We start from the raw sequence: 12,430 nt of genomic DNA, 5'->3' as shown, positions 1-12,430 counted from the left end.
GGATTGGATCTGGCGCAACTCCAGCTTTGCGCAGTTTTTCTTCGACTTTCAAGTCGAGACTGTTGAGATTGGCGGGCATTTCAAACGGCGGTGCCGGGTTCGATGGCCTCGGCAAAATCGCGCGGCGACGGGGCCCATCGGGGCTTCGCCGCCGGTGGGCCGAAGAGACTTTGCTTTTCGGCTGCCTTTTCCCTATAGCATCGCGCCAATCCGAACAGACCAAGCGCATAAGGATGGGTCCTTGTCCTCAACATTCGACCGGGTCGCCGACATCATCGCCGAAACCAGCGAGATCGACCGCGCGGAGATTACCCCGGAAAGCCACACGATCGAGGATCTCGGCATCGATTCCCTCGATTTCCTCGACATCGTCTTTGCGATCGACAAGGAATTCGGGATCAAGATCCCGTTGGAAAAGTGGACGCAGGAAGTGAACGAGGGACAAGTTCCGACCGAGGAATACTTCGTCCTGAAGAACCTCTGCGCCAAGATCGACGAACTGCGTGCCGCAAAGGCCGCCGGCTGACCGCGGCCCACCGCCGACGCCGTGCATCGTGCGGAGACGCCCGCACGGCGCCCGATACGGCTTCAGCCCCGGTGCGTCGGCGTCGATGACGTTGCCTGCCCGTCCGCGGGCGTCGAGACTTACGGAAGCTTCTCATGACTGACACGCCAAGGGACGTTCTGATCACCGGGATCGGTCTGGTCTCCTCCCTCGGCGAGGGCATCGGCACGCATCTCGATTTCTTCGCGCGTGGCCCGGGTCTGCAGCCCAACATCAAGAGCGAGGGATACGCGCCGTATTTCGTCCACGGGCTGCCGCCGATCGACTGGTCCCGGCAGATCCCGAAGAAGGGCGACCAGCGCCAGATGGAGACCTGGCAGAAGCTCGGCACCTATTCGGCCGGGCTGGCGCTGGAAGACGCCGGAATCCCGATGGACGAAGCCGTGCGCGGCGAGATCGACATGATCGTCGCGGCCGGCGGCGGCGAGCGGGACGCGGCCGTCGACGCGATGGTGATGGAGCGCGCGCGCGGCGCCAACGACGTCGGGGCGGTGATCAACGAGACGCTGTCGACCGAACTCAGGCCGACGCTGTTTCTCGCCCAGCTTTCCAACCTTCTCGCCGGCAACATCTCGATCGTCCACAAGGTCACCGGCTCGTCCCGCACTTTCATGGGCGAAGAAGCGGCCGGCATTTCGGCGCTCTATTCGGCCAGGGCCCGCATCGCCTCCGGCCAGAGCGAGATCTGCCTCGTCGGCGGCGCCTTCTCGGCCGAGCGCAAGGATCTGATCCTCAATTTCGATCTCGCCGAACTGATGCTGAAGGACGAATGGCGGCCGGTCTTCGCCCGCTCCGGTGACCATCAGGGCATCGCGATCGGCAGCGTCGGTGCCTTCCTCGTCCTGGAATCGCCGGAGCATGCCGCCAGGCGCGCCGCGCGGGCCTATGCCAAGCTGGTCTCGGCGACCGGCGATCGTGGCCGCCGGGAGCGGGAGCGGACCGAAAGGCGCTTCGCCGAGCTCCTCGCCGACGTCTCGCAGGCGGGCGACGACATCCTCGTCCTGTCCGGCGCCACCGGGCTCGGCGACCTCGTGGACATCGAGCGCAGCGTGCTCGCCGAGCGCCTGCCAAACGCGCCGGTGCGCGCCTATGGCACGATGCTCGGCCATTCCTTCGAGGCGCAGATGCCCGCCGGCGTCGCCCTCGCCGCCGGGGCTCTCGCCCGCCGGAGCGCGATCCCGCCCTTCGACAGCGGCGAGGAGCGGCCGGCCGAGAGCGCGCCGCGCCACGTCGTCGTCACCAGTATCGGCCATCTCCACGGCGAGGGCGTCTGTCACCTCGAGGCCATCGAAGGTGCCGGTTCGTGATGGTCGGGCCGGCCATGTCGCCGTGAGGCAGCCGGCCGGTCACGTCCGCAAAGTCGCAAGTCCGATCGATTCGAGGAATTGTCCATGAGCACCAGCGACACCGATTTTCTCGGCCGGCCGATCATCGCAGTCACCGGTGTCGGCATAGTCTCCTCGCTCGGAAAGGGCGTGGAGACCAACTGGGAGGCGTTGACCTCCGGCCGCTCGGGCATCCACCGCATCGATCGCTTTTCGACCGAAGGCCTGAGGACGACGATCTCCGGCAGCGTCGACTTCATGGGCGAAATGGGCGAGACGTCGACGGGCCTTTCCTATGCCATGGCGGAGGCCGCCGGCTCGGAAGCGATCCGGATGGCGGGGCTCGACGACGAGGATTTCGGCGCCCCGCTCTTCCTCGCCGCGCCGCCGGTGGAGATGGAATGGCAGCACCGGCTGAAGCTCGACGCGATGGACGGCAGCGCAATCGACGCCGCCGGCTACGACCGGCTGCTCCAGATCGCCCGCAAGCATCCCGATCCGTCGATCTATCACCTCACCCAGTGCAGCCGGATCTCCGAACTGCTGGCCGACCGGCTCGGGACGAGAGGCCTGCCGATCACGCTGTCGACCGCCTGCGCCTCCGGCGCCAGCGCCATCCAGCTCGGCGTCGAGGCGATCCGCCGCGGCGAGACGGACAGGGCGATCACCATCGGCACCGACGGCTCGATCACCCAGGAATCGCTGATCCGCTTCTCGCTGCTCTCGGCGCTGTCCACCAACAACGCCGTGCCGGAGAAGGCCTCCAAGCCCTTCTCCAAGGATCGCGACGGCTTCGTCATGGCCGAAGGCGCCGGGGCGTTGGTGCTGGAATCCCTGGCTTCGGCCAAGGCGCGCGGCGCGACGATCCACGGTCTCATCCTCGGCTGCGGCGAACGCGCCGACGATTTCCACCGCACCCGCTCCAAGCCGGACGGCTCGCCGATCATCGCGGCGATCAAGGCCGGGCTCGCCGATGCGGGACTTTCGCCGGAGGGCATCGACTACATCAACGCCCACGGCACCTCGACCCCGGAAAACGACCGGATGGAGGCGACCGGCCTTGCCGCCGTCTTCGGCGAGCAGCTGAAGCAGACGCCGATCTCCTCCAACAAATCGATGATCGGCCACACCTTGACCGCCGCCGGCGCCATCGAGGCGGTGTTCTCGATCCTCTCCCTGAAGGAGGGCATCCTGCCGCCGACGATCAACCACGACACTCCGGACCCGGCCATCGAACTCGACGTCGTTCCCAACACGGCACGGCGGCAGGAGATCGGCACGGTTCTTTCCAACTCCTTCGGCTTCGGCGGGCAGAACGCCTGCCTCGTCCTCGGCCGCGCCCCCGGCGCCTGAAGACGACCGGAGCATATTTCAGGACCGATCTTTCATGCGCGCACTCCAGCTCGTCGCCGATCGCGACCTTCGAGCCGTCGACGTTTCCCCTCCTCCCCCGCCGGTCGCCGGCGAAGTGACGCTGAAGGTGGCAGCCGTCGCGCTGAACCACATCGACGTCTGGGGCTGGCGCGGCATGGCCTTTGCCAAGCGCAAGCTGCCGCTGACCATCGGCGCGGAAGCCTCCGGCGTCGTCGAGGCGATCGGCCCGGGCGTCGCCAACATCCTGCCGGGCCAGCTCGTGTCGATCTACGGCGCCAAGACCTGCAGCCTCTGCCGGCACTGCCGGGCCGGCCGCGACAATCTCTGCGAAAACGTCGGCGGGGTCTACGGCTTCCATCTCGACGGCTTCGCCCAGGAGAAGATCAACGTCCCGGCCCGCCTGCTCGTCCCCGCCCCGCCCGGCTGCGACGCCGTCGGCGCGGCGCTCGCGCCGGTCACCTTCGGAACCGTCGAGCACATGCTGTTCGACAATGCCAGGCTCGAGCCCGGCGAGACCATCCTCGTTCACGCCGGGGGATCGGGCATCGGCTCGGCGGCGATCCAGCTCGCCAAGCGCATGGGCTGCACGGTGATCACCACCGTCGGGTCGGACGACAAGGCGGAAAAGGCCAAGGCGCTCGGCGCCGACCACGTCATCAACTACCGGGCCGACCGCTTCGAAGGCGTCACCCGCAAGCTGACGAAGAAGAAGGGCGTCGACGTCGTCTTCGAGCATGTCGGCGCCGACACCTGGGCGGGCTCGATGCTCTGCCTCAAGCGCGGCGGGCGGCTCGTCACCTGCGGCTCGACCTCGGGCGTCTCGACTCAGATCAACCTGATGCAGCTCTTCCAGCAGCAGTTGAAGCTTCTCGGCTCCTTCGGCTGCCGGATGGAAAACATGGCGAACGCCATGGAGAAGATCGCGCGCGGCCTCGTCCATCCGGTGATCGACACCGAGATCGGATTCGACGGCATCGACCTCGCGCTGAAGCGCATGGAGGGCCGCGAGGTGTTCGGCAAGATCATCCTCAGGCTCGACGACGGCGCTTCGGATCAGGCTGGCGGAGGCGGCGAAGCCACCGCTGCATGAACCCGCGCGTCTTGAAACTGGCGCTCAGGGCGAAGCGCGCCGGCGATTTCCTCGTCGCCAAGTCGCTGTTTGCGGTGCTGAGGGTGCTGCGGCTTCTCCCGGCGCCGGCGGGCCTCGCCTTCGCCGACCGGGCGGCGCGGCTGCTCGGCCCCCTGTCCTCGCGACATGCCTTGGCGAAGAAGAACCTCGCCCGCGCCTATCCCGAGAAGGACGAGGCCTGGATCGAGGCGACCGCCTTGGCGAACTGGGGCCAGATGGGCCGGATCGCCGCCGAATTCGTCTATCTCGACGATCTCTTCGACTTCGACCCCGATCGGCCGAACGAGGGGCGGATCGAGGTCGCCGGCATCGAGACCTTCATCGAACTGCGCGACCGCAAAGGCCCGTTCGTCTTCTTCACCGGTCATCTCGGCTGCTTCGAGCTTCTGCCCATCGGGGCTGCCGCCTACGGTCTCGAATTCACCGCCCTCTTCCGCCAGCCGAACAACGTCTATGTCGCCCGGCGCGTCCAGGCGGCGCGGCGCACCGCCGGCGGCCATCTGATCCCGTCGAAGGCCGGTGCCGTCTGGTCGCTTGCCGGCATCCTCAAGGGCGGCGGCTCGGTCGGCGTCCTCGTCGACCAGAAGTTCCGAAAGGGTGTGAAGACCACCTTCTTCGGCCTGCCGGTGAAGACCAACCCGCTCCTGCCGAAGCTCGCCCGCCAATATGGCGCCGAGGTCTATCCGGCCCGCTGCATCCGCCTGCCGAACAGCCGCTACAGGCTGGAACTCCAGCCGCGGCTCGACCTGCCCCGCGACGCCTCTGGCGAAATCGACGTCGAGGCGAGCTGCCAGGCGCTCAACGACGTCGTCGAAGGGTGGGTGCGCGAGCATCCGGACCAGTGGATGTGGTTCCACGACCGCTGGGCCATCGCGGGCAAGCGAAAGAAGCGCAAGGCGCTGTAGCCGCCCGCTCGAAGCATCCGGCGATCACGTCGCATCGCCGATGCTCTCGGCCGGTTCGATCGGGAGCCGGGGCGCCGAAAACCGCGTTCCACTTTTCGACGTTTCGCCCGGCACTTCACCAAGCACTGCGGACCTCCGCCGATCCCGCCGGCATCCGATCACGCCGGGGCCGCGCCGGCGAAACCGGGCGCCTGCATGCGGGTCTTCCCAGCGGGAATGCCGACACCACCCCACCGGGCGAAGTTCCGGGCGGGCCGGTGTCGGTTTTCAGGCGTCGTCGACGCGGCTCAGCGCTGGACGACGATCCGCGTGTTGCCCATGCCGGCCTGCTTGACCAGCGAGTAGAACGCCTTGGCATTGGCCGGATGGAGCCGCACGCAGCCATGCGAGGCCGGGCGACCGAGCCGGCTGACCGCGCCCGTGCCATGAATGGCGTAACCACCGGAATAGAACACCGAATAGGGCATCGGCGACATGTCGTACTTGCGCGAATACCACATGCGGTGCATCCGCTTCGGCTTCCAGCTGCCGGTCGGCGTGCGATAGCCTCGGCGCGCCGTCGACACCGGCCAGCGATACATCACCTTGCCGTTGCTGATGACGGTCAGCGTCTGGGACGAGAGATCGACCTTCGCGACGATGCCGGCTTCGGCACCCGTGACCACCGCAAAACAGGACGCGACCGTCAACGCGATCGCCAGAGCAAACTTTTTCACAACACCACTCCTGCCAAAACGTCGTCGTTTTTTCGCCCCGAAAAAGCCTAAGTCGAACAGCTCGCTGAATCAATTGCCAAAGACGTGATTGAAATCGGGACGTGGCGTAAGGTTACCGCAGGCGCGACATCGCGGCGGCAGCGGCCGGCCGAGGCGGAACGGTCAGGACCCGCACGACGGACGCATGACGGACCGCGCCGGCCCGCGGTGGACGGCAGAGGCCGAAGTGCAGACGAGGTCAGCCGCCCCTGGCCCGCTCCCCGTCGAGCGCCAGCATGTCGAAGTTGAAGTCCTGTCCTTCCGACTGGTCGCGTCGCCGCAGCGCCGAGCCGCAACCGGCGAAGCGGGTCTGGCAGGCCGCCAGCAACGCGCCCCCGAGGCCGAGCGCCTCGTCGAACAACCGCACGACGAGGAGGTTCGGATCCGGTGCATGCCGACAGAAGCGGGCCAGGGCGGCGACCGCGTCGGCGGGCGGCACCCGTGCGGCGAGAATGCCGAGGGCGACCGCCGGAGCGCGCCGTACGCCCTGCAGACCGTGCAGACACAATCGCGCGTCGTCCGGCAGGGTGGCCGTCCATTCGCCGATCGAACGCACGAGTTCGAGGCTCGGGGCACCGGCGCGGCCCGCATCCTCGACGTCGTCGAACTCGACTTTCAGGTGGTGGTCCGGCGCGACGTCCCGCGGTCCGAGATAGGAACGGCCGGGGGTGACGACGGACAGGACGTGCGTCGCCGCGAGATCGGCCTGAAACCGCCGCGCTTCCGACTGGCCGCAGACATGCATCCGGCAGGGCCAGCCCTGCAGATCCCGATCCCCGTCGACCAGCGAATGAAACGTCGCGACCAAAAGATCCTCCAGCGGCTTCGCTTGGCAAAAGCGTCCCGCGGCCACTATGCACGTCGCCCCCGCAGCACGCCAAGATCAAAATGCGATGCGGCAGATGACGGTGGGTTACATTTCGGTAATCGAGATCGCGCCCGTCATGCCCCTGTCCCGCCGATGCGGCGTCCTGGCGTGAAGTGTCTCGGCACCGCTGCTCCTCCGCCCGCCGACGCGAGCAAAAAAATCGGACGGCCTCGAAAAAAAGATTCGTCGCCCGGGAACCACCCCTCGACCGGCGCATTATTCAGGCACCCCCAAGCGATCATCCCCCTCGATCGCAGCATGCAGACGAAAAAGGGCAGCTCCCCCCTCGCTGCCCTTTTTCGTGTCTGCAGGTCATTCGTCACCTTCCCGAAACGACACAGCAGCGACGCAATCTTGCGCGCGCGGCAAACTCCGCTTGCTCCGGCGGCCGGTTCGGCGCTATCGCCGAACCCCGTTTCCCGCGCGGACAACCTCCCATGCAGACCGGCATCATTCTGGCCTTCGCGGCCTATTTTTCGTTCGCCTGCGGCGATGCGACGATCAAGGCGGTCGGTGGGCGTCTGCCGGTCTTCGAGGTGGGGTTCTTCCTGTCGCTGATCGCGCTGCTGCCGGCCCTCTTCACCAAGCGTCCCGAAGACACCTGGTCGAACGTCTTCGTCCCGAAGCGGCCCGGGCTTCTCCTCGTGCGCATGGCGAGCGGCACGCTCGGCGGCATTCTCGGCGTCGTCGCCTTCACCACCCTGCCGCTTGCCGAGGCCTATGCGCTGATCTTCCTCCTGCCGATCTTCGTCACGGTGTTCTCCTGGCTGGTGCTGAAGGAGGAGATCGGATGGCGGCGCTGGCTGGCCGTCCTCGGCGGTCTCCTCGGCGTCCTCCTCGTCGTCAGGCCTGGGTTTCGCGAGGTCCTTCCGGGCCATTTCGCCGCCGTCGGCGTCGCGGTCTGCGGGGCGATCACCGTCATCGTGCTGCGCGTCCTCGGGCCGAGCGAGCGGCGGGTGACGCTGATCGGCGCCGTCCTCTTCGCCGCGATCCTCGTCAACGGCGTCCTGATGCTGCCGGAATACGTGGCGCCTTCGCGCGATCTCTGGCCGCTGCTCGTCTTCGGCGGCCTCGTGGTCGGCGTCGCCCATCTGCTCCTGGTGCTCGCGACCCGCTTTGCCTCCGCCGCCCGCGTCGCGCCGACGCAATACAGCCAGATCGTCTGGGCGACGGTGATGGGCGCGATGTTCTTCGAGGAGTTTCCCGACGGGATCGCCATGGCCGGCATGGCGCTGGTCGCCGTCTCGGGCCTCTTCACCTTCGTGCGCGAAAAGGAAAAGACCGTCTGGCCGGAGAAGACGCCGCTGGTCCGCAACCGTTAGTCCGGCCGCTCCACCTGCCCGAGCCAGGCTACCGCCGTAAACGTTTCGCACTTGCGAAATCGCGCGACGCGCCGCAATCTTGTGCATCGGCGGGACGTGACTATAAGTCGGCGGCCCCATCGGACCTGTTCGGGAGACGCATTCCGTGGCCATCCGCAAGATACTCGTCGCCAACCGCTCGGAAATCGCCATCCGCGTGTTCCGCGCCGCCAACGAACTCGGCCTGAAGACGGTCGCGATCTGGGCGGAGGAAGACAAGCTGGCGCTGCACCGCTTCAAGGCCGACGAGAGCTATCAGGTCGGCCACGGCGCGCATCTTGCGAAGGACATGGGGCCGATCGAGAGCTATCTGTCGATCGAGGAGATCATCCGGGTCGCGCGGTTGTCCGGCGCCGATGCGATCCATCCGGGCTACGGCCTGCTGTCGGAAAGCCCCGAATTCGTCGATGCCTGCCATGAGGCCGGGCTCACCTTCATCGGGCCCTCGGCGGATACGATGCGCCGGCTCGGCAACAAGGTCGCCGCCCGCAACCTCGCCGTCGAGGTGGGCGTGCCCGTGGTCCCCGCCACCGAGCCGCTTCCCGACGACATGGCGAAGGTCCGCGAGATGGTCGCCGCGGTCGGCTTTCCGGTCATGCTGAAGGCCTCCTGGGGCGGCGGCGGGCGCGGCATGCGCGTCATCCGCGCCGAGAAGGACCTTGAGCGCGAGGTGACGGAGGCCAAACGCGAGGCCAAGGCCGCCTTCGGCAAGGACGAGGTCTATCTCGAAAAGCTGGTCGAGCGCGCCCGCCACGTCGAGGTGCAGATCCTCGGCGACACCCACGGCAACGTCGTCGACCTGTTCGAGCGCGACTGTTCGATCCAGCGGCGCAATCAGAAGGTCGTCGAGCGCGCCCCGGCGCCGTATCTCTCCCACGAACAGCGCCGCGAACTCGCCGCTCATGCCCGCAAACTCGCCGAGGCGACGAACTACGTCGGCGCCGGCACCGTCGAATTCCTGATGGATGCCGACACCGGCGCCTTCTACTTCATCGAGGTCAATCCGCGCATCCAGGTCGAGCATACCGTCACCGAGGAGGTGACCGGCATCGACATCGTCAAGGCGCAGATCCACATTCTCGACGGCGCGGCGATCGGCACGCCCGAATCCGGCGTTCCGGCACAGGCCGACATCAAGCTGAACGGCCACGCGCTGCAGTGCCGGATCACCACCGAAGACCCCGAGCACAACTTCATCCCCGATTACGGCCGCATCACCGCCTATCGCGGCGCCACCGGCTTCGGCATCCGCCTCGACGGCGGCACCGCCTATTCCGGCGCCGTGATCACGCGGTTCTACGATCCGCTGCTCGAAAAAGTCACCGCCTGGGCGCCGACGCCTGAGGAGGCGATCGCCCGCATGGACCGGGCGCTGCGCGAGTTCCGCATCCGCGGCGTCGCCACCAACCTGACCTTCCTCGAAGCCATCATCGGCCACGAGAAGTTCCGCGACAATTCTTACACCACCAAGTTCATCGACGAGACGCCGGAGCTGTTCCAGCAGGTCAAGCGCCGCGACCGGGCGACCAAGCTTCTGACCTATCTCGCCGACGTGACGGTCAACGGCCATCCCGAGACGAAGAACCGGCCGCAGCCGAGCGAAGATCACGCCCCGCCGGTGCCGCCGCTGTTCGACGCGCCCATCGCGCCCGGCTCGCGCCAGAAGCTCGACGAGCTGGGGCCGAAGGGCTTTGCCGACTGGCTGCGCGACAAGCCCGAGGTGATGATCACCGACACGACGATGCGCGACGGCCACCAGTCGCTGCTCGCGACCCGTGCCCGCACCTACGACATCGTCGCCATCGCCGAGGCCTATGCCCGCGGCCTGCCGCAGCTTCTGTCCCTGGAATGCTGGGGCGGCGCGACCTTCGACGTGTCCATGCGCTTCCTCACCGAAGATCCGTGGGAGCGGCTCGCCCTCGTGCGCGAGAAGGCGCCGAACATCCTGCTGCAGATGCTGCTGAGAGGCTCCAACGGCGTCGGCTACACCAACTATCCCGACAACGTCGTCAAACGTTTCGTCGCCGAGGCGGCCAAGGGCGGCGTCGATCTCTTCCGCGTCTTCGACTGCCTCAACTGGGTCGAGAACATGCGGGTCTCGATGGACGCGGTACAGGAAGCCGGCAAACTCTGCGAAGGCGCGATCTGCTACACCGGAGACCTGTTCGACCCGGCGCGGTCGAAGTACGACCTCAAATACTACGTCGCCCTCGCCAAGGAGATGGAGGCCGCCGGCGCGCACATTCTCGGCGTCAAGGACATGGCCGGTCTTCTGAAGCCCGCCGCTGCCCGCGTCCTGTTCAAGGCGCTGAAGGAGGAGGTCGGCCTGCCGATCCACTTCCACACCCACGACACCTCCGGCATCGGCGCGGCCACCGTGCTCGCCGCCGTCGAGGCAGGGGTCGACGCGGTGGACGCGGCGATGGACGCGCTTTCCGGCAACACTTCGCAGCCCTGCCTCGGCTCGATCGTCGAGGCGCTGAAGGGTTCGGATCGCGATCCGGGCCTGTCTGCGGCGGCGATCCGGCGGATCTCCTTCTACTGGGAGGCGGTGCGCGCCCAGTATGCCGCCTTCGAAAGCGACCTGAAGGGGCCTGCCTCGGAGGTCTATCTCCACGAGATGCCGGGAGGCCAGTTCACCAACCTGAAGGAGCAGGCCCGCTCCCTCGGCCTCGAAAGCCGCTGGCATCAGGTCGCCCAGACCTATGCCGACGTCAACGCGATGTTCGGCGACATCGTCAAGGTCACGCCCTCCTCCAAGGTCGTCGGCGACATGGCGCTGATGATGGTCTCCCAGGATCTCACCGTCGCCGACGTGATGGACCCGAAACGCGAACTCGCCTTCCCCGACAGCGTCGTCTCGATGATGCACGGCGATCTCGGACAGCCGCCCTCGGGCTGGCCGAAGGACATCCAGAAGAAGGTGCTGAAGGACAAGACGCCGATCACCGTGCGCCCCGGCTCGCTGATCCCCGACGCCGACCTTGCGGACGAGCGCCAGACCATCGAGACGAAGATCGAACGCAAGGTGAGCGACGCGGAATTCGCTTCCTATCTGATGTATCCGAAGGTCTTCACGGAATACGCGCTGGCGGCGGAGAAATACGGCCCGGTCTCGATGCTGCCGACGCCGAACTACTTCTACGGCATCGCCCAGGACGACGAGGTTCTGGTCGAGATCGAGCGCGGAAAGACGCTGGTCATCCGCTGCCTCGGCTTCGGCGAGACCGACGAGAAGGGCATGCGCACGGTGTTCTTCGAACTGAACGGCCAGCCGCGCCGGGTCAAGGTGCCGGACCGCGCCCACGGCGCCTCGGGCAACGGCGTGAAGCCCAAGGCCGACCCGACGAACGCCAACCATGTCGGCGCGCCGATGCCGGGCGTCGTCTCGACGCTCGCCGTCGCGGCGGGCCAGGAGGTCACGGCCGGGGACGTCCTCCTGTCGATCGAAGCCATGAAGATGGAGACCGCGATCCACGCCGAGCGCGACGGCACGATCGAGGCCGTCCACGTCAAGGCAGGCTCGCAGATCGACGCGAAGGACCTCCTCGTCACCTATGCGGGGTGACGGGCCTGCCGGCGTCGGCGGTGGCGTCGGCCGCGAGCAGAAAGTCCCGCTGCAGAGCGCGGAGAACGTGGTCGGCGCGGTCCCGGACCGTGGTCTTCGGTAAGACGTCGATCCGGTAGCCGAGGCCGGAATAGGCGGCCAGAAGCCGTTCATATTCCGCCACGGCTTCGGGCAGTCCGTGTCTGCGATCGTCGTCGCGGGCGAAGATTTCCGGCCAGGGCGGCGTCATGAAGACGCGGCGGTGGAAGCTTGCGCCCGCCGCAATCTCCGTCAGGCAAGTCTCGCCCGTCGCATGTTCGAGAGCCGCTGCGGCATAGATCAGACCGCGATCGAAAAACGCGATGCCGTCGAAGGCGGACGCCGCCTCGCAATCGCTTCGGGCCAGCGCGACGGCCCGGCGCGCGAAGGCCGCGAGATCGACCCAGGGCAAGGCCGATCCGTCCCCTCGCCGTTCCTCGGCGACGATGCGCCGTCCCGGTTCCTCGACGACGCGGTGGCCGCGCCCCGCCAGTTCGTCGAGCAGCGTGGTCTTCCCGCCTCCGGAGCAGCCGGAGAGGACGACGAACTTTGCCATGGCGTT

At 67.2% G+C, this 12,430-nt stretch carries 10 protein-coding genes; 7 read left to right on the top strand and 3 right to left on the bottom strand.

The features are described 5' to 3' along the window. Positions 1-241: 241 nt before the first annotated feature. From LZD57_RS02140 to LZD57_RS02120, 5 genes are all read left to right on the top strand, one after another. Positions 242-526, top strand: a complete 285-nt coding sequence (locus LZD57_RS02140; RefSeq protein ID WP_207255818.1) for an acyl carrier protein — start codon at positions 242-244, stop codon at positions 524-526. Between the two features lie 134 nt (positions 527-660). Beyond that, complete coding sequence (locus tag LZD57_RS02135) at positions 661-1,872, top strand: beta-ketoacyl-ACP synthase (protein ID WP_233717480.1); 1,212 nt, start codon at positions 661-663, stop codon at positions 1,870-1,872. 84 nt (positions 1,873-1,956) lie between these two features. Beyond that, positions 1,957-3,243 carry a beta-ketoacyl-ACP synthase gene (locus LZD57_RS02130; RefSeq protein WP_233717479.1) on the top strand — a complete coding sequence of 429 codons (1,287 nt, stop codon included), beginning with the start codon at positions 1,957-1,959 and terminating at the stop codon, positions 3,241-3,243. Between the two features lie 34 nt (positions 3,244-3,277). Further along, positions 3,278-4,354: a zinc-binding dehydrogenase gene (locus LZD57_RS02125; protein WP_233717478.1), complete on the top strand. Its 1,077-nt coding sequence runs from the start codon at positions 3,278-3,280 to the stop codon at positions 4,352-4,354. Further along, the gene (locus tag LZD57_RS02120) at positions 4,351-5,298 is read left to right on the top strand and encodes a lipid A biosynthesis lauroyl acyltransferase (RefSeq protein ID WP_233717477.1); all 948 of its coding nucleotides are present in this window, start codon (positions 4,351-4,353) and stop codon (positions 5,296-5,298) included. The genes LZD57_RS02125 and LZD57_RS02120 overlap by 4 nt, the downstream gene beginning before the upstream one ends. 287 nt (positions 5,299-5,585) lie before the next feature. Here the strand turns inward: LZD57_RS02120 and LZD57_RS02115 are convergent, their stop codons facing one another. Both LZD57_RS02115 and LZD57_RS02110 read right to left on the bottom strand, forming a co-directional pair. Then, positions 5,586-6,014, bottom strand: a complete 429-nt coding sequence (locus tag LZD57_RS02115; RefSeq protein ID WP_420844722.1) for a L,D-transpeptidase — start codon at positions 6,012-6,014, stop codon at positions 5,586-5,588. Positions 6,015-6,252: 238 nt separating this feature from the next. Continuing rightward, positions 6,253-6,861: a phosphatase gene (locus LZD57_RS02110; protein WP_233717476.1), complete on the bottom strand. Its 609-nt coding sequence runs from the start codon at positions 6,859-6,861 to the stop codon at positions 6,253-6,255. Positions 6,862-7,358: 497 nt separating this feature from the next. Here LZD57_RS02110 and LZD57_RS02105 point away from each other — a divergent pair, with 497 nt between their 5' ends. Next, positions 7,359-8,243 (top strand): DMT family transporter, encoded by an 885-nt coding sequence (locus LZD57_RS02105; protein WP_233717475.1) that lies wholly within the window; start codon positions 7,359-7,361, stop codon positions 8,241-8,243. A gap of 145 nt (positions 8,244-8,388) precedes the next feature. Continuing rightward, positions 8,389-11,850: a pyruvate carboxylase gene (gene pyc / locus LZD57_RS02100; protein WP_233717474.1), complete on the top strand. Its 3,462-nt coding sequence runs from the start codon at positions 8,389-8,391 to the stop codon at positions 11,848-11,850. On the opposite strand, the gene LZD57_RS02095 is transcribed toward pyc, so the two are convergent. Continuing rightward, positions 11,834-12,424, bottom strand: a complete 591-nt coding sequence (locus LZD57_RS02095) for an AAA family ATPase (protein WP_233717473.1) — start codon at positions 12,422-12,424, stop codon at positions 11,834-11,836. The two genes, pyc and LZD57_RS02095, sit on opposite strands and share 17 nt — an antisense overlap. Positions 12,425-12,430: the final 6 nt, after the last annotated feature.

Source organism: Jiella avicenniae (assembly GCF_021390325.1).
Classification (GTDB): Bacteria; Pseudomonadota; Alphaproteobacteria; order Rhizobiales; family Rhizobiaceae; genus Jiella; species Jiella avicenniae.
Note: the sequence above shows the minus strand (reverse complement) of the source record. Positions and strands in the feature narration are given on the sequence as shown.